This window comes from Rhizobium sp. Pop5 (assembly GCF_024721175.1).
Taxonomy (GTDB): Bacteria; Pseudomonadota; Alphaproteobacteria; order Rhizobiales; family Rhizobiaceae; genus Rhizobium.
Map to the genome: position 1 here is coordinate 1,132,238 of NZ_CP099399.1, position 25,159 is coordinate 1,157,396.

The window sequence follows — 25,159 nt, forward strand, 5'->3', positions numbered from 1 at the left end:
GTATTTTGGCCGAAATTTCGCCCTCGGCGAAAAGAAGGATCAGGGACGCGTGATCAGAATATCTATCGACCTCATGGGTGGCGACTTTGGTCCCCAGGTTGTCATCCCCGGTGCCGCCAAAGCGCTGGATCGGCATCCGGATATTTCCTTCGTTTTCTACGGCCTCAAGGAACAATGCGAACCGGTTCTCGCCAAGTTCCCGAAACTCAGGGAAAAATCGGTCTTTCACGATTGCGAGCTCGCCGTCAGCATGGAGGAGAAGCCGAGCCAGGCACTGCGCCGCGGCCGTTATATCTCCACCATGTGGCGTTCGATCGAGGCGGTGAAGACGGGCGATGCCGATGTCGCGGTCTCGGCCGGCAATACCGGCGCCCTGATGGCGATGGCGAAGTTCTGTCTTCGCACCATGGCCAACATCGAGCGCCCGGCGATTGCGGCGATCTGGCCGACGCTGAAGGGCGAGAGCATCGTGCTCGACGTCGGTGCGACGATCGGCGCCGATGCGCAGCAATTGATGGATTTCGCTCTGATGGGCGGTGCCATGGCGCGCGCGCTTTTCGAGATCGAACGTCCGACGATCGGTCTTCTGAACGTCGGCGTCGAAGAGGTGAAAGGCCAGGAAGAGGTCAAGGAGGCCGGCCGGCTGCTGCGTGAGGCGAACATCGATTCGCTCGAATATTCCGGCTTCGTCGAGGGCAATGATCTTGGCAAGGGCACGGTCGACGTCGTCGTGACCGAAGGATTCTCCGGTAATATCGCGCTCAAGACGGCCGAAGGTACCGCCAAGCAGATCGCCGAATATCTGCGTGCCGCCATGTCGCGCACCCTGCTCGCGCGCATCGGCTACCTTTTCGCCAAGAGCGCCTTCGACATGCTTCGCGAGAAGCTCGATCCGAGCAAGGTCAATGGCGGCGTCTTCCTCGGCCTGAACGGCATCGTCATCAAGAGCCATGGCGGGGCCAATGCGGAAGGCATCGCAGCCGCCATCGAAGTCGGCTACGACATGGCTAAGAACGGCCTCAATCAGAAAATAGAAAACGATCTTAAGAAATATCATGCCAAGCGGCTGCCTCCCATAGGCCCGGAAGCGGCATGAGCTACGGGGTTCAATCGAATATGATCCGTTCAGTGGTTCGCGGGTTCGGAGCCGCACTTCCGAAGCGCGTGATGACCAATCGCGACATGGAGGCTATCGTCGATACGTCGGACGAATGGATCGTCCAGCGCACCGGCATTCGGCAGCGTTATATCGCCGGCGATGACGAGACAACGGCATCGCTCGGCGAGGCGGCCGCGCGCGCGGCGCTTGCCAATGGCGGCCTGACGCCGGCGGATATCGATCTCGTCATCTGTGCCACCTCGACGCCCGACAACACCTTTCCGGCGACCTCGGTCAATATCCAGAACCGCCTCGGCATGAGCCATGGCTTCGCTTTCGACGTCCAGGCTGTCTGCACCGGTTTCGTCTATGCGGTCACGACGGCGGATGCCTATATCCGCGGCGGGCTTGCAAAGCGCGTTCTTGTCGTCGGTGCTGAAACCTTTTCGCGTATTCTCGACTGGAACGACCGCACCACCTGTGTACTTTTCGGCGACGGCGCAGGCGCGATCGTACTCGAAGCTGCCGAAGGCGAGGGCACGTCCTCCGACCGCGGCGTGTTGACCGCGCATCTGCGCTCGGACGGCTCGCACAAGGACAAGCTTTTTGTCGATGGCGGCCCGTCGTCGACCGGCACCGTCGGCAAGCTGCGCATGGAAGGCCGTGAGGTCTTCAAATATGCTGTCGGCATGATCACCGATGTCATTCAGGCCGCCTTCGATTCGACCGGTACCACCGCCGAAGACCTCGACTGGCTGGTGCCGCACCAGGCCAATCGGCGCATCATCGACGGTTCGGCGAAGAAGCTGAACATCGATGCGGAGAAGGTCGTCGTTACCGTCGACCTGCACGGCAATACGTCGGCCGCTTCGATCCCGTTGGCCCTGGCGACTGCTGCCGGCGACGGCCGCATCAAGAAGGGCGACCTGGTGATGCTCGAAGCGATGGGCGGCGGCTTCACCTGGGGCGCCGTTCTGCTGCGCTGGTAAGCACGAATCCTAAAAAACTGGCGGCGAACAAGAGCTTGACCGTAAGGCGCAAGACAAATACTCTTCGTTCGCTTTCACAAAATATTTTGTAATGGGCGGGGAAACCATGACCGGAAAAACAGTGACGCGAGCAGACCTGGCGGAATCCGTTTTCCGAAAGGTTGGGCTTTCCCGGACCGAATCCGCTGAGCTGGTCGAAACCGTCATCGATGAAATCTGCAACGCCATCGTGCGTGGCGAAACCGTCAAGCTTTCGTCCTTTGCAACCTTTCAGGTGCGCGACAAGAACGAGCGGATCGGCCGCAACCCGAAAACCGGCGAGGAGGTTCCGATCTCCCCCCGTCGCGTCATGACCTTCAAGGCGTCGAATGTGCTCAAGACGCGCATCCTCAAGGCCCATGTTTCTCGCAAGGTCAAGCTGAAGCCGCAGAATCCGGCTTCCTGATACCGCTTTCCCGTTTAGGAACGACATTTTTTCCCTCGCACGCCGTCCTTGCTTGTGCGCAACGCCAAGACATGACTTGAATTGTCGGCGCCAAACCTTTGAAATATGATGAGTCGCCGTTGGATCGAGCCGCGAGGTCGCGTAGCAGTATGACGTTGGACAAGAGCCCCGATGCCTTTCGCACCATCAGCGAAGTCGCAGACGATCTTGATCTGCCGCAGCATGTGCTGCGCTTCTGGGAGACGCGTTTTCCCCAGATAAAGCCGATGAAGCGCGGCGGCGGCCGTCGCTATTATCGGCCGGAGGACGTGGATCTCCTCAAGGGTATCCGGCATTTGCTCTATGATCACGGCTACACGATCAAGGGCGTTCAGAAGCTTCTGAAGACCAACGGCAATAAATTCGTCATATCGGTCGGCCACGGCGATCTCGCCAGCGTCGAGGCGCTGGCGTCGGGCGTGCAGGAGGCGGGCGTCGGCGAACCGCGTGTCGGCATGGCCGAGGAAGATCAGATCGTCGGCCGCGCGAAGCCGCCGATCACCCGCCGATTTTTCAATTTTGTCGCCGGCGACGACGACCAGCCGGAGGTTTCCATCGGCAAGTCGAGTGTCGGCAAGGAAGACAGGGCGCTGCTGCAGGAGGCGCTCTACGATCTCCTGGAATGCAAGCGCCTGCTCGACCAGGTACGCTGAGCTGGAACGCAGGTCAGGCTTGCGTCAGCCGCTTCATCGCCTGTTCGAGTTCGCTGAGCTGAAAGGGTTTCCGCAGCACGGACTGTGTGCCTGTACTGCCTTCGGGGGCGCTGCCATATCCCGTCGCGTAGAGATAGGGTTTGCCGCGTTCGTCGAGCAGCTTTGCGACCGGCAGCGAACTGTGGCCGGCAAGAGAGACGTCGAGAATAGCTGCGTCGAACTCCGAGTCCTTGGCGGTTGCCAGCGCCCGTTCCAGGTCGGGCGCGCTTGCGCAGACCCGATAGCCGAGATCGCCGAGCATGTCCTCGAGCAGCATGGCAATCAGCGTATCGTCCTCGACGATGAAGATGTCTTTCATGGTCACGTTCACCCATTTCCCCTTGCCGGGCATCAAGCTTATGTGGACCGCAGCTGGCGCTCGTCAAGACATGCTGCCCCGACGTGTGAGAAAGAGCATATTGCCGGGTGAAATTCGATGTGCAAAAGCTGGGATACCGTTTCTGAAGCGGAGGGAAAGAGGCCTGGGATGGATTTGCTGAGTGCCACGGACTGGTTGCGTCACAGGCCCGGTTACACATATCCGCTGGCGCTTGTCGCGGTTGGCTTGACCTTTCTTCTAAGGATTGCAGCCAGTGACTATCTTTCCGGTTTTCCCTTCCTGAGCTTCCTCCCGGCGATATTGCTCGCGAGTTTCATCGGTGGCGCGGGACCGGGCCTTCTCGCGGCCGTGGTCGCCGGCTTCATCGTCCAGCAGTTTTTCGTCGAACCTCACAATGTCTTCTGGCCGGTCAGCGCCGGGCAATGGATCGGCCTGTCGACCTATCTCGTCAATGCGGGGATCATCGTCGGGCTGATGGAGATGATCATCGTCGCCCATTCCAGGCAGAGCCGCCTTCGCAGCGAGCTCAACAGCTTCAATACCCGCCTGGAACAAACGGTTGCCGAGCGTACCGCCGAGCTCAAGCATGAGATGAACGAGAATGCCGCCGCCCAGGCGCAGGTCCGCCAATTGCAGAAGATGGAGACGATCGGCCAACTGACCGGCGGCGTCGCTCATGATTTCAACAATATGCTGGCAATCATCATCGGCAGCCTCGACCTCGCTCAGCGGCGCATGACCGGAAACGAGGATCCTCGCCTGCTGAATTCGATCCAGAATGCCAGGGACGGCGCACAAAGGGCGGCCGTGTTGACCGCCCGTCTTCTCGCCTTCTCACGCCAGCAGCCGCTTGCCCCGGAGATCATCGACGCCAATAAACTGGTCGGCGGCATGTCGGAGCTGCTGCGGCGCACCCTCGGCGAGCAGATCCGGATAGAGACCGTTCTTGCCGGCGGTCTCTGGCAGAGCTTTGCCGATCTCAGCCAACTCGAAAACTCCATTCTGAACCTTGCCGTCAATGCCCGCGACGCCATGCCCGGCGGCGGCCATCTGACCATCGAGACCGCCAATACTGAACTCGACGAGCGATATGCGCGCATGCATTCCGAGGTCGAGGCCGGCCAGTATGTGATGATCAGCATCACCGACACCGGTACCGGCATGTCGCCCGAAGTCATCGACCGCGCCTTCGACCCGTTCTATACGACCAAGGGACCTGGCAAGGGTACCGGTCTCGGCCTCAGCCAGGTCTACGGCTACATCAAGCAGAGCGGCGGCCACATCAAGATCTATTCGGAGATCGACAGGGGCACGACGGTGAAGATCTATCTTCCCCGTCATGTCGGCGTAACGGATCCTCGGTTGAGCGCTGTGGGCGCCCACCCAATCCCCCAGGGTAGCGTCAACGATACGATTTTGGTGGTGGAGGATGATGAGCACGTCCGCAGCATGACCGCCGAAAGCCTGCATGAACTCGGCTACACCGTATTGGAAGCGGCAAGCGGCATGGAGGCGCTTGTCCTTCTGGAGCAGAATGCGGCCGTCGACCTGATCTTCACCGATATCGTCATGCCGCAGATGAGCGGACGCCAGCTTGCCGATATCGTTCAGCAAAAATGGCCGGCAATCAGGATCCTCTACACAACGGGCTACACCCGAAATGCCATCGTTCACAACGGCGTGCTTGATCACGGCGTTTCCCTGCTCGCCAAGCCCTTCAGCCTCGAGCAGCTCGCCCACAAGATCCGCGAGCTTCTCAATGCGCCTGCGAGAAGGGAAGGCGAGCGGACGTGAGGCCGCAAGGCGGCCGCACGCTCACAGGCTTTGATCGCGTTATTCCAGGACCTGGATCACGCGGTGCGTTTGCGGCTCGACGATCACGCGCCGGTTGTTGACGACGGTATAGGCATAGCTGTCGACATTCGGCACCCTATGCACTTCGACTGTATCCGGCAGCGTTACGCCGACCGTGATATCGCCGTCATAGACGACAGACGGTGTGTTTTGCTCCATCACATATGTGCGCACCTCACCAGGCAGTACGACCGAGCCTGTCGGTGCAGGATCGGTGACGATGACGGTGCTCTGCGCGAAGGCGGCGGAGCTGATGGTCAGCATTGCTGCTGCGGCCAGCATGATCTTGTGCATGGGAGTTCTCCTTTTCCAGCCCCAGACATCAACGCAACGCGGACAATGCTGCATAGTTCCCGTGTCTGCCTTTCGCAGCGCGGATGGGCTTGTCGATGCTTGGCAGTCGAAATTCCCCTCTTACCGACGCGCGTGCTTCGGCCATTGCCGATGAGACAAACGCGGGGAGAGAACGATTGAGTTGTTGGCGAATCGTTTTGTGCATCATACGGTTGAGCGTCCGAACAATGTCCACGGGTTCTTCCGGTGATGCCAGGACTCGGTTCTTTACGTTTCGTTAACCATGTTGGCGGTTTATGTCAGCTGAACGGCCTGCTGGTCGTTGATTCGAAGATCCCTCGCGTTTCGGCTTGCGAATGGATATCTGGAAAGACGATTGCGGCGGCTCGAAACATGCACTTGCGTAAGACGATATCGCTGGTGGCCGTGGCCGGCATGATGGCCGGCTGCACATCGACAGGCGGTGTGCGTCAGCCTTCCGGGCCGGAGACAGTGGCGCCCGAAAAGGCGCTGGTCCTGCCGCCGCCGGGAGGTCCGTCGATCGTCAGCGTCGTCGAGCGCAAGCGTGGCAATGGCGTCGAGCAGAACATCTCACTATTTACCTCATCCTCCGTGCCTGGCCAGAATTTCCTGAAAGTCCAGTTCTTCGGGGCCTCCGGGGCAAATCCTGGCACGGGCGATGCGGGCTTCAGCATGATCAACGAGAGTGGAATTGCCCGCGAGGTGGCACGTTCGGCCCCGGGCGTTCCAATGGCGACATCCGCAACCTTCCTGCAGAACAGCTATGGTCCCTTCGGTTACGCGTCCGGCGTTAGCCGTGCCGGCGACACGTGCATCTATGCCTGGCAGCAGATCCGTTCGAGCGTCGCCGCCAATACTCAGGCGCGCAATTTCGGCATGATCCAGCTGCGCCTGCGTCTTTGTGACGCCAGGGCGAGCGAGCGTCAGTTGCTCGGTATCGTCTACGGCTACACCGTCACCGGCACCTTCGACGGTGAGATCTGGAACCCGTACGGCCACGCGCCCCCCGCCGACGCAGCACTCGGAGGCTCCGGTCAGCCGATCTACCCCGACGAGGGCGGTTATCGCGCCAGCCCGATGCCGATCGGTTACGAGCCTGCGCCTGCCGTTGTCAGCCGGCCACGCGCCGCTCTTGTTCGCAGCGCCTCGGCCGCGCCAGTTCAAGGCGTCGCGCCGCTGCCGGCACCGGTTGGCCCGCGTGTGCCGCTGCCTGGCGAGACACCTCAGACGAACGCAAAGCCGGACGCGGCAGCAGCCGGGCCGGACGATCAATCAGCAAGGGCGATCGGTGCCGCCGTGCCGTCGCCGGACTGCGTAGGCGACGCGGCCATGACAGCCGTCTGCCGGAGATAATAAGCATGCCCGGAACGCCCACGGTGTCCCGGTTGAGCAATTTCGAAGGAACGTCTATGCGCAAAGCCCGCAGTGTCATCATATGGGCCGTGGTTTCGCTCTGCATGATCGTGCTGATCACGCTGCCGGTCAATTTGCAGACCCAGCTCATCACCAGCATCACTGTCGTGACCGTCATGGCGCTCATCAAGATTCTGAAAGGCGAGGGAACGTGGCGCCTAGTGGCGCTCGCTTTCGGCACTTCGATCGTGCTGCGCTATGTCTACTGGCGCACCACAAACACGCTGCCGCCGGTGAACCAGCCGGAAAACTTCATCCCCGGCCTGCTGCTCTATCTTGCTGAAATGTATAGCGTCGCAATGCTGGCGCTCAGCCTCTTCATCGTCGCCACACCGCTGCCGTCGCGGCCCTCGCGGGCGGCCAAGAACGAGCGTTTCCCACATGTCGACGTCTTCGTGCCATCCTACAACGAGGATGCCGGTCTTCTTGGAAACACGCTGGCCGCCGCGAAGGCGATGGATTATCCGGCTGAGAAGCTGCATGTCTGGCTGCTCGACGATGGCGGTACTTTGCAGAAGCGCAATTCGGGCAAGCTGCTCGAGGCACAGGCTGCTGCCGCCCGCCATATCGAGCTGAAGCAGCTCTGCGAGGATCTCGACGTCAAATACCTCACGCGCGACCGCAACGAGCACGCCAAGGCCGGCAATCTCAACAACGGCATGAAGCATTCGACCGGTGAACTCATCGCCGTCTTCGACGCGGACCACGCGCCGGCCCGCGATTTCCTGCTCGAGACGGTCGGTTACTTCGATGACGATCCGAAGCTCTTTCTCGTCCAGACCCCGCACTTCTTCATCAATCCCGATCCGCTGGAGCGCAATCTGCGCACCTTCGATAGGATGCCGAGCGAGAACGAGATGTTCTACGGCATCATCCAGCGCGGCCTCGATAAGTGGAACGCTGCCTTCTTCTGCGGTTCGGCCGCGGTTCTGAGCCGCAGGGCACTCGAATCCCAGAACGGCTTTTCCGGCATCAGCATCACCGAGGATTGCGAGACGGCGCTGGCGCTCCACGGCAGCGGCTGGAACAGCATCTATGTCGACAAGCCCCTGATCGCCGGTCTGCAGCCGGCCACCTTCGCAAGCTTCATCGGCCAGCGTAGCCGATGGGCGCAGGGCATGATGCAGATCCTGCGCTTCCGTTTCCCGCTTCTGAAGCGCGGGCTCTCGATCCCGCAGCGCCTCTGCTACATGTCCTCGACGCTTTTCTGGCTCTTTCCGTTCCCCCGCACGATCTTCCTGTTTGCGCCGCTCTTCTACCTGTTCTTCGATCTGGAAATCTTCACCGCCTCTGGCGGCGAATTCCTTGCCTATACGCTTGCCTATATGCTCGTGAACCTGATGATGCAGAACTACCTCTACGGGTCGTTCCGGTGGCCGTGGATTTCCGAGCTCTACGAATATGTCCAGACCGTGCATCTGCTGCCGGCCGTCGTCTCGGTCATGCTCAATCCGAGGAAGCCGACCTTCAAGGTCACCGCCAAGGACGAATCGATCGCCGTCAGCCGCCTGTCGGAAATCAGCCGTCCGTTCTTCGTCATCTTTGCAGTGCAGATCATCGCGCTCGTCATCACCATCTACAGGATCTATGCCGAGCCCTATAAGGCCGACGTCACGCTCGTCGTTGGTGGATGGAACGTCATCAACCTGATCATGGCCGGCTGCGCGCTCGGCGTCGTGTCGGAGCGCGGCGAGCGCGCCTTGTCCCGCCGCGTCCGCGTCAACCGGCGCTGCGAATTCGCTGCCAACGGCAAGTCGTACGCAGCCTCGATCGAGGATGTCTCCGTCCATGGCGCCAGGCTTCACATCTTCAACAAGCACCTCGACGAACTGGTGGTCGGCGTGCCGGGCGAGATCCGCTTCCAGCCCTATAGCGGCGCGGATATGGAAACGCTGCCGCTCATCGTGCGCAACATCGAGCCATCAGGCGACATCACCAATCTCGGTTGCCAATACGTGCCGAAAAGCGCGCTTGACCATCGTCTGATCGCCGATCTGATGTTCGCCAATTCCGACCAGTGGACGCAGTTCCAGACGTCACGCCGCCGCAACCCCGGTCTCATCCGCGGCACCATCTGGTTCCTCGGCCTGTCGTTCTATCAGACTAGCCGCGGCCTCGTTTATTTCTTCCGCAGTATGCGGCCGGAGCGGGAAGCGCAGCAGCAGGCGGCAAAGGTCAACGCCGGATGAGAACAATCCTCGCTGCCTCGCTTCTCCTGCTAAATGCTTCTGCGTTCGCCCAGGCGCAGACATCGCCTTTCGACATGTCCGGCGAGCGGCCGCCCGGCGCGCCCGCTACCCCGCGATTGACGCCGGCCGCCCCGCCTGCCGCCACCGCGCCGGCTCCCGTCACGCCTCCTGTTTCGGTCACACCCGCGCCTGCCGCTCCGGCTGTGCCCGCGCCGCCGGTCGCCGTGCCGCCGCAGACGACCATGCCCGCATCCCAGCCTACCGTCGAGGCAAATGCAGCTGCGCCACCGCGCGCCGGCGATGCCCGTCGCTACGTGCTGCCCTTTTCGAACCTCAGTCTCAGCGGCGAATACGACCGGCGTTCGTGGTCCGTTTATCTGACACCGGAACAGGCGGCGGCCAAGGCAAGCTTTACCTTCGCCTACCAGAATTCGATCGTCGTTGCGCCCGAAGCGTCCGCGCTGACCGTCTATCTCAATAATCGTCCGATCGGCCAGCAGCGTATCGGCTCTCCGGATGGACCGACCGCCGTCACCTTCGAAGTTCCCTCCGGTCTGTTGCAGCCGGGCGCCAACGTCGTCACCTTCGAGGCCGACCAGCGCCACCGCACCGATTGCAGCATTCAATCCACCTACGAATTGTGGTCGAACATCGATCCGGCTGGAACCTATCTGCGTTTCGCCGACAGCGATGCCGCCCAGTTGGCAAGTGCGGACGCCGTCCGCGCGATCGGCGTCGATGGCGCCGGCAAGACCGAGTTTGACATCGTTGTTCCGGCGCTGGAACAGCCCGGAACCACCAAGCCGCTGCTGCGGCTTGCGCAGGGCCTATCGGTGCTGAGCAGCATGCCGAACCAGATCTTCGCCTTCAGCACCGATTCGCTTCCGGCCGCCGGGCCGGGCAAGCTCAGCGTGCTCGTCGGTACCGCGGCGGAATTGAGGCCGCTTTTCCCCGGCTTGCCGCCGGGCGCCGAAAGCGCGGCACTGGCCGCGTTCGTCACCGATCCGCGCAGCGGTTCGCCGGTGCTTCTCATCAGCGGCCCTTCCTGGCAGGCCGTCTCCTCGGCGATCGATACCATCGTCTCGCCGACGGACAGATCCCAGGATATCCGTCGCGACGCGCTGACCACCGAGCGCTGGAGCGCACCGAACGCGCCGCTCGTCTTTTCCGATACGAACATCGCTCTGTCCCAACTCGGCGTGAAGACCACCGAGTTTTCGGGCCGGCGGTTCCGTACCAGCTTCAATGTCGCCGTGCCGGCCGATTTTTATGCCAATGCCTACGGCGAGGCGAAGGTGCTGCTCGACGCCGCCTACACCGATAACGTGCTGCCCGGTAGCCACATCGACATCTACGTCAACGACAACATCGCTTCCACCGTGCCGATCACCACGACCACGGGCGGCATCCTGCGTCATCTGCCGATCCGCGTGACGATGCGGCACTTCAAGCCCGGTCTCAATTCGGTGGCGATCGAGGCGATCCTGATGACCAAGGACGATGCGGCTTGCGCGCCCGGGGCGACCGCCGGTGCCAATCCGCGCTTTGCCCTGTTCGACACATCCGAATTGCACATTCCCGATTTCGCCCGCGTCGGTCAGCGGCCGAATCTGGCTGCCATGGCCGGTACCGGCTATCCCTATGGGCGGTCCGCGGAGCCGACGCCGCTCTTCATCGACCGCGTCGATGCCGACACGCTTTCGGCCGCCGCCACGCTGCTCGGTCAGATGGCGATCATGGCCGGCCATCCGATCCCCGTCGAAACCGTCGCCTCGCCGAATACGATCGGCGATCATGACGCTATCTTCATCGGCTCGATCTCGCAGATGCCGGCAACCGCGCTGACGCAGGCCAATATCTCCACGGCCAGCCAGGCATCGTGGCGTCCGGTCGTCGATGCGCAAACCGGCGTCGTCGATACCGGCACGGCCTTCGAGCAATGGAATTCCAAGGTCGGCGGTGGTGTATTGCGCAGCCGGATCACCGCCTTCCGCGATTGGCTCTGGCGCAACTTCGATATTTCCCGCAGTTCGCTGCAATTCGTCCCCGGCGCCGAGGAGATTTTCACACCGTCCAACGCCGCCACGCTTCTGGTCGCCCAAGGCTCCAGCCCTACGGGAGGCGGTTCATGGACCTTGGTGACGGCGCCGTCGGCGAAGGATTTGCGCGAAGGGCTCGAGGTCGTGACCGCGCAATCGAACTGGCCGCAGATCGCGGGCCACATCACCACCTATTCGAGCAAGACCGGAAAGATCGAGACGGTGCCCGTCACCCGCTTCGATTTCGTGCCTTCCGTTCCGTGGTCGATCGGCAATTACCGTCTGATCGCCGCCAACTGGCTGTCGACAAATATTCTTTCCTACGCTTTCCTGCTCGTCGTCTTCCTGCTGCTGATCGGCCTCACCACGGCGAGCATGCTGAGAAAACTGGGTCGGTCGAAGTGAGGAGGTGGCGCGCGCTCATGCTGGCGGCAATGGTCGCGCTCGCCCCCGCGGGCTCGCCTGCCATCGCGCAGCAGGCGATGATCAATGCCGGCGCATGGTCCGCCTACAAGGCGAAGTTTCTCGATGCGAGCGGCCGCATCATCGATAATGGCAATGGCAATATCAGCCACAGCGAGGGGCAGGGCTACGGCATGCTGCTTGCCTATCTCTCGGCGAACCCCGCCGATTTCGAGCAGATCTGGTATTTCACCCGCACTGAGCTGCTGCTGCGCGACGATGGCCTGGCGGTGTGGAAATGGGATCCGAACGTCAAGCCGCACGTCACCGACACCAATAATGCCTCCGATGGCGATATGCTGATCGCCTATGCGCTGGCGCTTGCCGGCACGGCGTGGAAACGCGAGGACTATATCGTCGCCGCCTCCCGGATGGCGCAGGCGCTGCTTGCCAAAACCGTGGTCCGTTCCGGCGACCGGACCCTGCTGATGCCGGGGACCGACGGCTTTGCCGCTGCCGACCGCGACGACGGTCCCGTCGTGAACCCGTCCTACTGGGTTTACGAGGCTATCCCCGTGATGGCGGCGCTTGCTCCGTCGGATCAGTGGAAGAAGTTGTCGGAAGACGGCGTGGCGTTGTTGAGCGCCATGCAGTTCGGCCCACGCAAACTTCCGGCCGAATGGGTAAGTCTGCACGGCAAGCCGCAGCCGGCAGAGGGTTTCGATGCCGAATTCGCCTATAACTCCATCCGTATTCCGCTCTATCTCGTCCGCGGGGGCGTCAGCGACAAGGCGCTGCTGACCCGCTTGCGGCAGGGAATATCGCAAGGTGGTGTCCTCGCTACCGTCGACCTGACCACCGGCCGGCCGAAGACCGTGCTGTCGGACCCCGGTTATCGAATTGTTAACGATGTTGTGGCCTGTGTAGTCGACGGGACCAAGCTTCCGGTCTCCGCCCTGCAATTTGCGCCCAAGCTCTATTATCCGTCCACGCTTCAGCTGCTGGGGCTGGCTTATATCGGGGAGAAGCATCCGGAGTGTCTGTGAAGTCTTCTCTCGTGGCGATTTCAGCGGCAGTCGTGGTCGGGACCCTCGTCACCGGGCTGAGGGACCGTGCCGCCTTGCAGGAGAGGTTCGGTCTCGCCTCTGGCGCCAAGCCGGCGCCGGAGTTGATGATGGTGGGACGCATCAAGCCGACGGAGGTTCCTGCCGCCGATCCGGATTTCAATGTGCAGACAGTCGCCGACAGGATCGAGGCGATCACCTCCTCGCCGCCGTCCGAACCGGTTACGGTTGAACCGAAGACCGCCGCGCCGCAGCCCGAGGCACAACAACCGGCCGCGCCGCAAACGGCGGCCCAGCCGACGCCGGTCACCCCGCCCATCGTTTCCGAGCCGCCGGCACAGCAGCAAGCGGCGGCACAGCCGCAGCCTGCCGTCGATGAAAGTGCGCTTCGTTATTTCGCGAGCCGCGGCGACAAGGTGCGCCTGCAGGCCGAAATCTCCCGCCTGCAGGCGCTCTACCCGAACTGGGTCCCGCCGGCCGATCCGCTCGCCGTGCCGCAGAATGGCGACAAGCAGCTCGAAGCCATGTGGAAGCTTTATTCCGATAGCCGCTATGCGGAGCTGCGCAAGGCGATCGCCGACCGCCAGGCAACGGATGCAGGTTGGCAGCCGCCAGCAGATCTGCTTGACCGGCTCGATGTCGCCGAAGCTCGCGCACGTCTCGTCAACGCTTCGGACCTCAAGCAATATGCGACGGTAGTCGACATCGGTGCCGCGACCCCGAGCCTGCTCACCTGCAGCGAGGTCGACGTTCTCTGGCGTGTCGCCGAAGCCTTCATTCACACGAAGAGGGCGCAGCGCGGCCAGGATGCTTACACTTATATCCTGAAGAACTGCACCAATCCCGCCGAGCGGCAGGCGACGGTCGAAAAGGCCTCGACGCTGCTTGGCTACCAGCCGATGCAGGCACTGCTCGCGCTGGAAAAGCCTGCAGCCGACGGCAGCAAGGAATTCGACGCGATCCGCGACAATCTTGCGCGGCGCTTCATGGCTGAAGGCAATGAAGACCCGAATCTTGCCGTTGCGCCAGATTATGTCGCCCGCATCGAAAAACTTGTGGGAACTGAAGGGCTTGCCTCCGATGCGCTGTTGCTCGGCTGGTATCAGCTTCGTCGCAACAACGACGCCGATGCCGAGAAGTGGTTCCGGGCCGCCCGCGCCAAGGAGGATTCGGCAATCGCGTCGCAGGGACTGGCGCTGGCGCTGATCGCCCGCAAGGCGCCTGTGGAGGCCGAGGACGTCATGTTCCGCTGGCGCGCGGATTCCGAGGATGCGACCGCCACCTATCTCGCCGCCACCGCCAACGTGATGGCGCTGCAGCCGCCGGCCGATCTGAGCGAAGACGTGCTGCACCGCATCGCCGTGGAAGTCATCGCCCGTAAATATGTGCCGACGGCCCAGCAGTTCGGCTGGTATGCCCGCTCTCTCAACCAGTTTCAGACCGCCGCCCGCTGGTTCGAGACGGCGCTTGCGTGGAAGCCTGACGACGAACCATCCGCCTATGGCCTTGTCGTCACCCGCGAACAGTTGGGCGACCGCAAGGGCGTGCGCGACATCCAGCAGGCTTGGGTCGGCCGGTCGGCCCGGATCGCCAATCTCGAAGACACCTCGTCGCAGGCGATGAATGCCGTCACGTCGCCGCTGGAAAAGGGTGAGGCCACTCCGCAGCAACCCGCTTCCCGGCCGTCGACCCTGCCGCCGCAGCGTCCTGTCGCGGATGAACCGCATCCGGTCGAGCGTCGTACCGAGGTGCGGCCGGGATCGGAAGCCGCCGTTCGCCCATCGAAGCCCGCGATGCAGACGGTCACCATCGAGCGTGGCCCGCGCCAGACGCGCGGCTGCTCGACGACCCTCGATGCCGGGCAACTCAGCCCGGCCGATGCGCTGTCGCGTGGTTGGTGCCTGATGGATATCAATCGGCCGATGGAGGCAATTGCGGCCTTCGAGGCGGCTCTGCAGAGCCCGGTCCGCAAGGTTCGTGAGGACGCTGCCTATGGTCAGAGCCTCGCCTATCTGCGCGCCGGCCTTTCCAGCAATGCCGCCGTGGCGGCCACCAAGGCGCCGCAGAACCGCCAGCGCGCTGCCGAACTGCAGGTGGCGATCCTCGCCGACCGCGCGCTTTCGGCCTTCGACGCCGGGCGTTACCGCGAAACCCTCATCTATCTCGATCAGCGCGCTCAGCTGCAGCAGGAGCGCATCGACCTGATGGTCCTGCGTGGCTACAGCTATCTCAATCTCAAAATGTACGACGATGCGGGCCGCATCTTCGAAGCCGCCGCCGCAACCGGCAGCCGCGATGCAACACGCGGCCTCGCCGACCTGCGCAAGATCACCCACCCCGACGTCAACGACTGACGTTGACGCTGCCGCTGCTCTCAGCTACTCGCCTGCGTGGAGGCGCCCCGGCCTCACGCCCGTAAGGAGAAACCCGTGTCCACTCTCCATGATATCCGCGACAGGTCTTATGATGCTTTCCTCTTCGACATGGATGGAACGCTGCTGAATTCCATCGCCGTCGTCGAACGTGTCTGGAGCGAATGGGCAAGGCGCCACGGCTTCGAGCCGGAGGTTTTCCTGAAGACGATTCACGGCATTCGCGCCAGCGATGTCATCCGCGGGCTGGGCCTGCCCGGCGTCGATCCGGCCCACGAAGCGGACCTGCTCCTCGCCGAGGAGATGGAGGATGTCACCGGCATCGTCGAAATCCCCGGCGCCGTCCGCTTCCTCGAAGCCATTCCCGATGGACGATGGGCAATCGTAACCTCGGCCCCGATCGAACTCGCCAGGCGCCGAATGGCCGCTGCCGGCATTCCGATGCCGAAGGTCATCGTCAGCGGTGGCGAGGTCAAGTCAGGCAAACCCAGCCCCGAAGGCTACCTGCTCGGCGCAAGCCGCCTCGGTGTCGATCCGTCGAGATGCCTGGTCTTCGAAGATGCCGTCGCCGGCATTCTCGCCGGGGAGGCTGCCGGCGCCGACGTGACCGTCATCACCGAAACCCACACGACACCCTTCGAAACACCGCATTTTTCGATCGCCAATTATGAGACATGGCAACCTCGCCAAACCGCTGATGGCCGGTTGATGCTGGCAAGCGTCTGAGCGTCACTGCCAAGTGTCTCTTTTTCTTGGAGGCAGGCTTTTTCCGCTTGCATTGCACGCGCTGAAAAACTAAACGAAGCAAGCCGTTTCGGCAGGTCGGGGCGTAGCGCAGCCCGGTAGCGCACTTGACTGGGGGTCAAGGGGTCGCTGGTTCAAGTCCAGTCGCCCCGACCATTTAAAATAAACAATGCGATGAAATGCTCCCCCAGGGTGTAGTCGCAAGAAAATCCCTTAGTTCATTTTGGCACTCCTTCAATTGGAGTGTGAAGTGCTTGTTGCTTTTTGTTAAGGCTATACCAGTTTATTAGTTGAATGCCCCAGTTTTGGATTGAAAGTAATCTGAAACCGCTTCGCATTCTCGCGAATACGTGTAGATTGACATTATCCCTGTCACAGATAGCCTAGTGCGAGCGCATGGCCGATATTAAGCAGAATGTAACTTGCAGGCAGAGTCTCGCCAGCGCGTTCCAAGCTCTGTCGGACGAGGCGGTCAAAGCCGGCTGGTCGGAGGGCGATGTTGCCCTGGCGCTCGCGGAACTCGCCGAGGAGCGGGTCATCGAGATCAGCGCCAAGGTGATCACGGAGGGCTTCATGCCTTTTCAGGTCGCAGCCTCGGGTAGCCGGCGCAACAGCTAGCTGGAGCATGTCGCGCCAAAGTGCGTAGCGCTTAGCGCTCGCGAAACGCGTCCGTCTTCGCAAACGTAACGAAGGATGATCGCGCCCGCACTTGGCCGGCCATCTCTTCGGATAAATCGGTGAGAACGGGCAGGCTGCCGTTGCCGTTGACGAAGGGATTCGCGCGGGGGAGGGCAAGCGCTCTTCGCTCGCGTCTGCACTTGTTAATCCTGCCGCGAAACGCGCCTTAACGCCTGAGACAAAATATTGTTCCATAGAATTTGCGCCGTTGCTAAAATTCAGGCGCTCGCGCATAATGACTTTATTGTCGGTTGTGGAGGGCGGCCGACGATGCAGGCGGTGAATGCGTCTGCCCTCGGAGGGAGCTGTGGCGTGATGCTGCGATCGTCAATTCACCCCCATGATTTACCGCTATTTTCGGAAGATCTCGATTTGCTTTCGCAAGTGCTAGACAAGGTTTGCGACGAACGCGGCCTTCTCAAGACGACACCGGAAGCCGAGCGGATCGGGGCGGTCATCATCCAGCTCTACAGGCAAGGCGTAAAGGACAGCGGCAAACTCGCCGACCTTGCAAAAACCTATCTCTAACCTTCAATTCTGCTCGATCGACACACCGTTCTTGTCGATGCTGAGTTCGACCCCCTGCGGCTTGCTTTCCTCGTGGAAGACATAGGCGCCGAGGCCGATGACGGCGACGACAAGAACGGCGATGATGACGTAGAGACTATTGCTGCGGTTCAAGAGGCTGCCCCGATTTGTGATGGGACAGCGAAAACGCCTTGGCGGCCAATTGGTTCCCTCAGTCGTCGTTGGCGGCGTTGAGGTTTTCCGGCCGTATGCCGTCGTCGCTGGAGGTGCGGGCACGCAGCCGGATCCCGGGACCGCCTTCGTCCTGATTGCCACTGGACAGGAAGATGATGCCGTGTGCCTCGAGAGCGTTGCGCACGTCGAACAGCGCGTGCAGCTCGCCCGTGAAATCGCCGGTTTCCAGCGCCGTCAAGGTCTCGACCGGCAGGCCGCTTGCGGCGGCGAGCTCTTCGAGACTCATTCCGATCATGGCGCGCGCGCCGCGTATCTGCGTTGCCGTTATCATGGTCGAAAATCTAGCGCATTTGCAGCGCTTCTCAAGTGGTGTAGCGATTCATTGGCGAACGTACTGCTGCTGCATGCATTCTTCAGACTTCCCGCAGCTTTACACCAAACAGATCGTCATGCATGCGCTCGACCGCGATCCCCACTCCACCCATGAGAGCGGCCCGGCTGCCGAAACGGCTGATCTCGATACGCGGCGGGTAAGGTGTACAACGCGGCAGAAAGCGCCGGATCGCGTCTACAAGTTCTGATCTTGCGCCAATGCTGCCGCCGATGATCACCAGTTCAGGGTCGAGAGTGGCTCCGATGGCGGCAATGGCGACGGCCACCAGCCTCGCGGTCTCTTCGATCGCGGCCTCAGCACTCGTTTCTCCTGCATTGAATGCGGCAAAGAGATCGGCCACCGTGGATGCGTTCCGTCCGCCAAAGCCAATGTAGCGGCGGAGCATCGCGACGCTGCCAACCGCGCTCTCGAACGTTCCGAGAGTAAATCCGCCGGGGTCAAAAGCATCCCCCCCGATCGGAAGATAGGCGATCTCTCCGGCCGCACCGCGCGCGCCGCGCAATAGGGCTCCGTTGGCGATAATGCCCATGCCGACACCGGTTCCGAGGGCAATGAAGGCAAAATTGTCGGTTTCGACACCATGTCCCCGCCATTTCTCCCCTTGCGCAGCGAGGTTGACGTCGTTTTCGACGATCACGGGTATACCCATTCTGTCGCTGAAAACTTGCCGCAGATCCATCGCGTCGACGCCGGGGATGTTCGGCGCGACGTTGATATGTCCGGTAGCTGGATCGAGCACGCCGGGACTGCCTAAAACGACGAGACGGAGCTTGTCAGCGGTCGTTCCGGCCGCAAGCGCGAGTTCGACGATAGCGTCGCTGAACTGATTGACGAGATGCGTGCCGCCGCGAGGGTCGGTGGATATTTTGGTTTCGGCAACCACATTTCCCAACAGATCGCAGATGGCAGCAGCGATCTTGGTGCCCCCCAGATCGATGGAAACAGCCAGCCCCGCGCTGGCATTGATTTCGTAGGTGATCGCATTCCTGCCCGGGCGACCATCGGTCCGACCGACAGGTTTCAGCCATCCGTCATCCTCAAGGCCGCGCACGACATCGGAAATCGTCTGTTTCGACAAGCCGGTCAGCTTGGCGATATCGGCGCGGGAGATCGACCCGTTTGCCAGGACGGTTCTGATCACGGCATTGGTTGAAATCTTACGTGCGATGGGAGTCTGTGTGACGGGCGATGTCATTGCCATCCGGCTAGCTCGTTCCAATTAGTTCGGAGCGCATACTTAATTGGGGCCATGCGGAGCCACAATTATCGCGACAATTTGGAATTCCATACACCGGGACTAACAATTTGTCTATGTCCTTGACAAATGGGAGGCCGTCTGTAGGCTGGGATAAACGTGCGATGCAATGCGCGATGGAAATAAAGAGGGTCGAGGAGAAGTATGCACCATACATATGCTCTGGTTGACTGCGTGCCCGCGAAGATCGCCCAAAGAGGAACTGGCCTGATCTCATCCAGTTGTTCTCTCCTTCGCGTCCTGTTGTCTCTTTGATTTGGCTGCCGGGGATTTACGCATGATAAAGCCCGCGACCGATGGACAGCTTTCCGCTCAAGAGCCCGTCTTACTGCCTATCATGGCGCCACGCCTGCAGGGGGACATCCATCCGGAAGGATATGCCGATCTTGCCTTGTGGGGGGCAGGCACTTTGGGACGTGTGAGATTTTCCCCGATCGGTGGCCCTTACACTTATGCCCCCAACCGGGTCGTTTCGAAGCATGGCGGGGTATTTGTCGCACAGTCGCTGCCCGTTATGTTGATCAGGGGAGCCGCACTCCAGGGCATCTATCCGGCGCGCCGTTGCGCATGGTGGCATGAGCCGGATGGCAAAGGCGCCAGGGCGAAGGCCACTCGGAGCCATCATCGACAGACTATTGAAATGGCATGGGGCATTCTCATCGTGGAAGCCTCGGGTTCGGATTTGCGGATTGCCGTCGGCGCCTCACGAGATGAGGCCGAGAAAGCTCTGAGCCTCAGCAGCGAAGCCATCTTTGCAGAAGCCGCTGAATATGTGGCGCGCTGCGATATGATGCCCGAGGCCGATCCACTGATGCGCAGCATGGTCAGTCAGGGTGTGCATGCCGCCCTTTCCAGCATAAGGCGCGACGAAAACGGCGCCTTTGCGGGCCTTGCTGCGGGGCAGGCCTACAGTGCTCCCGCGCGGACCTATTACCGCGATGGTTACTGGACGATGCAGCCCCTTTTGACGCTGGCGCCGGAGGCGGTGCGCGACGAGATCCGGATTCTCGCCAAGGGGGTACAGCCGGACGGAGAGGCCCCCAGCGGCGTGATCTTGACGGGGCCGGCGCAATCGCAGGCCTGGCAGCACTTCGTAGCCGACAGCAAGGCCAATCCCAAAAATCACAAAAGGGCAGTTCCGGAATATCACAACCGTCCGCAGGACTGGTGGAGCGACCATTTTGACAGCCCGCTTTTCTTCATTCTTTTCCTGGACGAATATTTCAGTGCAACCAAAGACTTGGCCGAGGTGGAGCGACACTGGCCTGTCGTGAAGGCGATCACCGACCGCTATCTTAGTCTGGCTGGTCCCGGCAGCGTTCTGCCGCTCAAACCGCGCAACGACCGGGATTGGGCCGACAATGTCTATCGTGAGGGCCTCGTCTCTTATGATCTGGGACTTTTTGTCGGCGCCATGGACGCGGTGGCGAGGCTGGGCAAGGAGCATGACCTGGCTCTTGCAGAACGCGCGCTGAACACCGCAAATCTGGCCCGCCAGGAAATCGAAGCCAAACTCTTTGTGCCGGCAACGGGAGGATATATCGATTACGGAACGCCCGGCGCTTTTGTCGAGGATCATCTGGTTCTCGACAGCCTGACCTTGTCGCGATTCGGCGCGATTTCGAAGCAGCGGGCCGTGGGCTTGTTGCAGGCTTTTGAAACTAAGCTGGAAACACGCAACAATCGACAGCAGCCCTATGGCAGTTGGGGTGTCATGTGCGCCTATCCGCCGTTCAAGCGGCAGAGCGATTTACGATCCAAGACGGCTTTTCCCTACCGCTACCATAATGGTTCGGACTGGCCATATTGGGATGGAGCCTATGCCGAAGAGCGCCTTCGCCACGGGCTTGGAGGCGCACGCTACGCGTTGACGCGCTGGTGGGAAATCTGCCTCGACAATGGCTGGATCGGCGCAGTGGAATATTTCTCGCCGCCTTATGGGCGCGGCTCCCTGCTTCAAGGTTGGAGCGCCATGCCGGCGGCAACGGTTCTGAAATATGGGCTGGACGCTGCAAATGCGGAGCCAGTGTCATGAACATTACGGCGCCGTCGGCTCTAGCAAGATCCTTCATCGATCCGCATTGCAAAGGCCATGGCGCCATCCCGTTCGAATTGCGAAAAGCCGAGGTGGCGGTAGAATCCCTTGGCGCCTTCGTTGTTCGGGTCGACACCGAGATGTACGGCGCCGACTCCGTGATTTCGAAGCGCCTGAAGCTCGGTGCTGATCATCCTGCGTCCCCAACCGCTTGCCTGAAGGCCGGGAAGGATGTTGATATGAAGATGCGCGGGATATTCGTCTTGAAGCCACGGCGTTCCGCTGCGGGGATTGTGAATTCGCTCTATCACGTCGGCGTCGCGCGCACAGACGGGTGCCAAGTCGGCGATTTGCCCACGGACGAACGGCCACCAGTTTGCAGCCAGGTCTTTGTCGAACCTATTGGTATCCGGCGTGCCGACGACATAGCCGACCGTACGGCCGTCCTGGACCAGGACAAAGGCAAAGTCTCCGGCGAATTTGAGATAAGGCACCGACCAGATGTAACCGGGCAGGTGCGGGTCGCTGTAAAGCGCGCTGGCATCCTTGCCGCCATTGGCGGTTTTGAGGCAGATTTCGAAAAGGGCTTCGCTGTCCGCGTCAGTCGCCGGGCGGATGAAGCAGTTGCTGTCCATCACTTTGCCACCTCCTGCGTGGCGTTTTGTCATTTCAGGTTGCGAGGGAGGCTCATGCATTGACGATTACCTCAGATTCGCCAGCCCGGCAAAGCTCTGGGGAAAGAAAACGTTCGGCCGCTGTTAAGCGCAAGGACCGAACGGAGAGTGGAGAATAAACCAAGTGAGGTGGAACAGATGAATAGAAGCTTGAAGTCGATCAACATACTGTCAACACGGCAATTGAAAGCAGCCGTCGCGCTCGCCGGCGCGGCGCTTGTCAGCTTCAGCCTTTCAGCAGCGGCGCGCGCCGACGATCTGGCTGTCTGGGATGACCAGACCTATGAAGGTCAGAGCGCGGTTATCGAGCAACTGAACAAGGAGTTCGAAGCGGCCCATTCGGGTGTCACGATCAAACGCACCGCAAGAACCTTCGACGACATGAAATTGACGTTGAAACTTGCAGTTTCGGCAGGCGACGGCCCTGTGATCACGAAGGTCAACCAGGGCGCCGGCGATATGGGCGCGATGGTCAAGGAAGGCCTGCTCCTGCCCGTCGACGACTACATCAAGAAATATGGCTGGGACAAGCGGCAGTCGGATTCCGTACTTGCTCGCGACCGCTGGGACGGACCGAAATTCGGAGTGGGTAAGACCTACGGCATATCGGGCCTCGCCGAAATCGTTGGCCTCTACTACAATAAGAAGATCCTTGATGATGCGGGCGTAGCGCTGCCGCAAACCTTCGAGGAGCTCCTGGCCGATCTCGACAAGCTGAAGGAAAAAGGTGTCGCGCCCTTCATGATGGGCTCGGCAAAGCAGCATCTGGCCCTGCATATGATCGGCGCCATCGATCAGGCCCATATCGATGCGAGCAATCGTGCCGAACTTGACAATCTGATTTACGGCAAGGGCGGCTCCTGGAACACCAAGGGTAATATCGAATCCGCCAAACTTGTGCAGAAGTGGGCGCAGGGCGGCTATTTCTATCCCGGTTTCGAGGGCATCTCGGGTGACGACGCCGTCCAGCTTTTCATATCAGGGCAGGGCGCCTTCCTGATCTCCGGGACCTGGTATTTCGGTGATATGCAGCACAATCCCGATATCGGCTTCATGGCCATTCCCGCCCCGAAGGGTATTTCCAAGCCCCTGAGTGTCGGAGGCGTGGACCTTGCCTGGGCGATAACGAGCCTTGCCAAAGACAAGAAGACGCAGGATCTGGCCGGTGAATATATCGACTACATGGTTTCGGAAAAGGCTGCCGAAACCTGGGCCAATGCCAGCTATCTTCCGGCAACATCGCTTGCGGCGGACGCAAAGCCGAAGCTGACGCCACTTCTGAGCGCCGGCATCGATATGTGGAAGAAGCTCAACGCCAACGACGCGCTCGGCCACTACCCCGATTGGTCGAGCCCGACGATGCTGAAGACAATCGACGACAACACGCCGCTTCTCTTGTCGGGCAAGATCACGCCCGAAGCCTTTGTTGACGCGATGGACAAGGATTATCAGGCGTACCTGAAGGGTCAGAAATAAATGGCGCGGACGCAGGCCGCGTTCGTGGCCTGCGTCTCGTCGACCTTAGAGCATGTCGCATAAAACTGTGCAGCGGTTTTGCGATAACGACATGCGTAAAAACAAAGACCTAAAGCTAAAGCGCGACGCGCTTTAGGTAAAAATCAGCGCCGCGATCTCAGGCTTGCGGGGCAACGACGATAGCTTTGGCTTCATGGAGTACCGGATGAAGCGCTCCCCACTTGATGGATCCGAACGTACCAGTTGGATCTATTTATTGCCTGGATTGCTCATTTACACGGCTTTTGTCTTCGGGCCGATTGTCGCGGCTTTGGGATTGAGTCTGACTAGCTGGGACGGCCTCACTGTGCCCAAGTGGGTTGGCCTCGGCAATTACGTCGATCTCTTTTCCGATGATCGATTTTATATTGCCCTGCGCAATAACGCCGAGCTCATGATTTTCTATTGTGTCCTGCCGCTCGTGCTAGGCATAACCCTTGCTGCGTGCGTCTGGAATCTGAAGCAACGCGAACAGCTTGCCCTGCGTACGTTCCTGTTCCTGCCATATATCATGCCGACTGCCGTGTTGGGCATCATCTGGGCGTGGCTCTACAATCCCGCATTTGGCCCATTCAATCAGTTTCTGAGAGGGGTGGGTTTGGGCATGTTGGCACTCCCATGGCTGGGAGATTTCGACTTCGTGCTTCCCGCAGTCGGCATCGTTGCGACCTGGTATTTCTTCGGCTTTTGCATGGTCATCTTCCTCACAGGAATTCAGCGCATCGACCCATCGCTTTTCGACGCCGCCAAGGTCGACGGTGCTTCGGCGCGAAAGACCTTTTTCTGGATTACGCTGCCGCTTTTGATGCCTGAAATCAGGGTGGTTTTGCTCCTGACGGTCATTGCGTCGATCAAGAGTTTCGACCTGATTTTCACGATGACGCGGGGCGGGCCTGCCAATGCGACGCTCGTGCCGAATATCTACATGTATCAGCTCGGCTTTGAGCTCAATCGGTTCGGAGCCGCAGCCGCCATCGCCATTGTCGGTGCGCTCCTCACATTCGCAATCAACTTTGCAATTCACCGGTTGGTGGGCTCGCAGAATAAAGGGCAGGCTTGATGAGCCGTTCGTCTAACATCCCCGCCGCTACGCTGTCATTTCGCCTGATCCTCTGGCTTCTTGCTTTCGTAACGATCACGCCGTTCCTGCTTCTGCTTCTCACCTCGATAAAGAGCAAGGCTGACGTCCTGAAGGGCGCGTTCGCATTGCCCGCATATCCGCATTTCGAAAATTACCTGGACGCTTGGAACGCCGGTCATTTCAACATCTACTTCTGGAATTCGATTATCGTTGTCATCCCTGTGGTGGCAGCCAGCGTCTTTTTGGGCCTGCTCACGGGTTTTGCCTTTGCTTTCCTGTCATTTCCGCTCCGGCGCACGCTGTTCGGCATCCTGACAATCGGCATGATGGTGCCGGCGGAGGCCTTCATCATCCCCCTCTATTATGAAATGCGCTATCTTGGCTTGATCAATACCTATGCCGCCGTGATCGTGCCGCAGATCGCGATGTCGATACCATTCTCGACGATCTTCCTCGCCAGCGCGATGCAGCAATTGCCCGAAGAAATTCTCGAGGCGGCGGTCCTCGATGGCGCCGGGCGCTTTTATATCCTGCGCAAGATCGTCGTCCCGCTCATGGTGCCGGCAATGTCGACGCTGGCGCTGTTCCTGTTCATATGGACCTGGAACGAGTTTCTCATTCCCTTCATTCTGGTCAACGATGACGCCTATCGGACGCTGCCTCTCGGCATGCTGTTTTTCCAGGGGCGCTACACCGTCAACACGCCGGTTCTGACCGCCGGTGCGGTTATTGTCATTGCCCCGCTCATCCTGACCTATCTGGTCTTCCAGCGGCGGTTCATTGCCGGCTTGACGGCCGGAGCAACGAAATAGAGAGCCGCGCCACTGCA

At 60.6% G+C, this 25,159-nt stretch carries 23 protein-coding genes and 1 tRNA gene; 18 read left to right on the forward strand and 6 right to left on the reverse strand.

Going from position 1 to position 25,159, the window contains the following annotated elements; translation table 11 throughout:
* Positions 1-49 precede the first annotated feature (49 nt).
* From plsX to NE852_RS07735, 4 genes are all read left to right on the forward strand, one after another.
* Positions 50-1,096, forward strand: coding sequence for a phosphate acyltransferase PlsX (gene plsX, locus NE852_RS07720; RefSeq protein WP_008522093.1), 1,047 nt, complete (start codon positions 50-52; stop codon positions 1,094-1,096).
* Between the two features lie 20 nt (positions 1,097-1,116).
* Positions 1,117-2,088, forward strand: a complete 972-nt coding sequence (locus tag NE852_RS07725) for a beta-ketoacyl-ACP synthase III (protein ID WP_008522091.1) — start codon at positions 1,117-1,119, stop codon at positions 2,086-2,088.
* Positions 2,089-2,194: 106 nt separating this feature from the next.
* Complete coding sequence (locus NE852_RS07730) at positions 2,195-2,533, forward strand: integration host factor subunit alpha (RefSeq protein WP_008522090.1); 339 nt, start codon at positions 2,195-2,197, stop codon at positions 2,531-2,533.
* A gap of 149 nt (positions 2,534-2,682) precedes the next feature.
* Complete coding sequence (locus tag NE852_RS07735; protein ID WP_037170566.1) at positions 2,683-3,225, forward strand: MerR family transcriptional regulator; 543 nt, start codon at positions 2,683-2,685, stop codon at positions 3,223-3,225.
* A gap of 13 nt (positions 3,226-3,238) precedes the next feature.
* Here the strand turns inward: NE852_RS07735 and NE852_RS07740 are convergent, their stop codons facing one another.
* Positions 3,239-3,583: a response regulator gene (locus NE852_RS07740; RefSeq protein WP_037170565.1), complete on the reverse strand. Its 345-nt coding sequence runs from the start codon at positions 3,581-3,583 to the stop codon at positions 3,239-3,241.
* A gap of 168 nt (positions 3,584-3,751) precedes the next feature.
* Here NE852_RS07740 and NE852_RS07745 point away from each other — a divergent pair, with 168 nt between their 5' ends.
* Entirely contained in the window at positions 3,752-5,398 is a 1,647-nt protein-coding gene (locus NE852_RS07745; protein ID WP_258156372.1) for a response regulator, read from the forward strand.
* A gap of 39 nt (positions 5,399-5,437) precedes the next feature.
* On the opposite strand, the gene NE852_RS07750 is transcribed toward NE852_RS07745, so the two are convergent.
* Complete coding sequence (locus NE852_RS07750) at positions 5,438-5,752, reverse strand: DUF1236 domain-containing protein (RefSeq protein WP_008522084.1); 315 nt, start codon at positions 5,750-5,752, stop codon at positions 5,438-5,440.
* A 393-nt stretch (positions 5,753-6,145) separates the two neighbouring features.
* On the opposite strand from NE852_RS07750, the gene bcsN reads away from it, so the two are divergent.
* The 9 genes from bcsN (at position 6,146) to NE852_RS07795 (ending at position 17,202) form a co-directional block, all read left to right on the forward strand.
* Positions 6,146-7,126, forward strand: a complete 981-nt coding sequence (gene bcsN / locus NE852_RS07755; protein WP_008522082.1) for a cellulose biosynthesis protein BcsN — start codon at positions 6,146-6,148, stop codon at positions 7,124-7,126.
* 56 nt (positions 7,127-7,182) lie between these two features.
* On the forward strand, positions 7,183-9,375 hold the full coding sequence (gene bcsA / locus NE852_RS07760; protein WP_008522080.1) for a UDP-forming cellulose synthase catalytic subunit: 2,193 nt from the start codon (positions 7,183-7,185) through the stop codon (positions 9,373-9,375).
* Positions 9,372-11,819 carry a cellulose biosynthesis cyclic di-GMP-binding regulatory protein BcsB gene (locus NE852_RS07765; protein WP_258156373.1) on the forward strand — a complete coding sequence of 816 codons (2,448 nt, stop codon included), beginning with the start codon at positions 9,372-9,374 and terminating at the stop codon, positions 11,817-11,819. Before bcsA ends, NE852_RS07765 begins: the two co-directional genes overlap by 4 nt.
* Positions 11,816-12,862, forward strand: coding sequence for a glycosyl hydrolase family 8 (locus NE852_RS07770; protein ID WP_037170564.1), 1,047 nt, complete (start codon positions 11,816-11,818; stop codon positions 12,860-12,862). The genes NE852_RS07765 and NE852_RS07770 overlap by 4 nt, the downstream gene beginning before the upstream one ends.
* Entirely contained in the window at positions 12,859-15,234 is a 2,376-nt protein-coding gene (locus NE852_RS07775; protein ID WP_258156374.1) for a cellulose synthase, read from the forward strand. Before NE852_RS07770 ends, NE852_RS07775 begins: the two co-directional genes overlap by 4 nt.
* Before the next feature lie 75 nt (positions 15,235-15,309).
* Complete coding sequence (locus tag NE852_RS07780) at positions 15,310-15,978, forward strand: HAD family hydrolase (protein ID WP_008522056.1); 669 nt, start codon at positions 15,310-15,312, stop codon at positions 15,976-15,978.
* A gap of 97 nt (positions 15,979-16,075) precedes the next feature.
* Positions 16,076-16,152 (forward strand) — tRNA-Pro (locus tag NE852_RS07785).
* Between the two features lie 240 nt (positions 16,153-16,392).
* Entirely contained in the window at positions 16,393-16,614 is a 222-nt protein-coding gene (locus NE852_RS07790) for a hypothetical protein (protein WP_008522054.1), read from the forward strand.
* Positions 16,615-16,989: 375 nt separating this feature from the next.
* Positions 16,990-17,202 carry a hypothetical protein gene (locus NE852_RS07795; protein ID WP_037170563.1) on the forward strand — a complete coding sequence of 71 codons (213 nt, stop codon included), beginning with the start codon at positions 16,990-16,992 and terminating at the stop codon, positions 17,200-17,202.
* A 3-nt stretch (positions 17,203-17,205) separates the two neighbouring features.
* Here NE852_RS07795 and NE852_RS07800 read toward each other — a convergent pair whose 3' ends face one another.
* From NE852_RS07800 to NE852_RS07810, 3 genes are all read right to left on the reverse strand, one after another.
* Complete coding sequence (locus NE852_RS07800) at positions 17,206-17,355, reverse strand: hypothetical protein (RefSeq protein ID WP_258156375.1); 150 nt, start codon at positions 17,353-17,355, stop codon at positions 17,206-17,208.
* Positions 17,356-17,413: 58 nt separating this feature from the next.
* Positions 17,414-17,707 (reverse strand): RodZ family helix-turn-helix domain-containing protein, encoded by a 294-nt coding sequence (locus NE852_RS07805; protein WP_008522038.1) that lies wholly within the window; start codon positions 17,705-17,707, stop codon positions 17,414-17,416.
* Between the two features lie 82 nt (positions 17,708-17,789).
* Complete coding sequence (locus NE852_RS07810) at positions 17,790-18,971, reverse strand: ROK family transcriptional regulator (RefSeq protein ID WP_008522036.1); 1,182 nt, start codon at positions 18,969-18,971, stop codon at positions 17,790-17,792.
* A 331-nt stretch (positions 18,972-19,302) separates the two neighbouring features.
* Between NE852_RS07810 and NE852_RS07815 the strand changes: the two genes are divergently transcribed.
* Entirely contained in the window at positions 19,303-21,060 is a 1,758-nt protein-coding gene (locus tag NE852_RS07815; protein ID WP_258156376.1) for a glycogen debranching protein, read from the forward strand.
* A 20-nt stretch (positions 21,061-21,080) separates the two neighbouring features.
* Here NE852_RS07815 and NE852_RS07820 read toward each other — a convergent pair whose 3' ends face one another.
* The gene (locus NE852_RS07820) at positions 21,081-21,695 is read right to left on the reverse strand and encodes a GNAT family N-acetyltransferase (RefSeq protein ID WP_008522034.1); all 615 of its coding nucleotides are present in this window, start codon (positions 21,693-21,695) and stop codon (positions 21,081-21,083) included.
* A gap of 177 nt (positions 21,696-21,872) precedes the next feature.
* On the opposite strand from NE852_RS07820, the gene NE852_RS07825 reads away from it, so the two are divergent.
* The 3 genes from NE852_RS07825 to NE852_RS07835 all read left to right on the forward strand — a co-directional run bounded on the left by NE852_RS07825 (position 21,873) and on the right by NE852_RS07835 (position 25,142).
* A complete protein-coding gene (locus NE852_RS07825) occupies positions 21,873-23,210 on the forward strand; it encodes an extracellular solute-binding protein (RefSeq protein WP_008522032.1) in 1,338 nt (445 codons plus the stop codon).
* Positions 23,211-23,415: 205 nt separating this feature from the next.
* Positions 23,416-24,309, forward strand: coding sequence for a carbohydrate ABC transporter permease (locus tag NE852_RS07830; RefSeq protein WP_008522030.1), 894 nt, complete (start codon positions 23,416-23,418; stop codon positions 24,307-24,309).
* Positions 24,309-25,142, forward strand: coding sequence for a carbohydrate ABC transporter permease (locus tag NE852_RS07835; protein ID WP_258156377.1), 834 nt, complete (start codon positions 24,309-24,311; stop codon positions 25,140-25,142). Before NE852_RS07830 ends, NE852_RS07835 begins: the two co-directional genes overlap by 1 nt.
* Positions 25,143-25,159 lie beyond the last annotated feature (17 nt).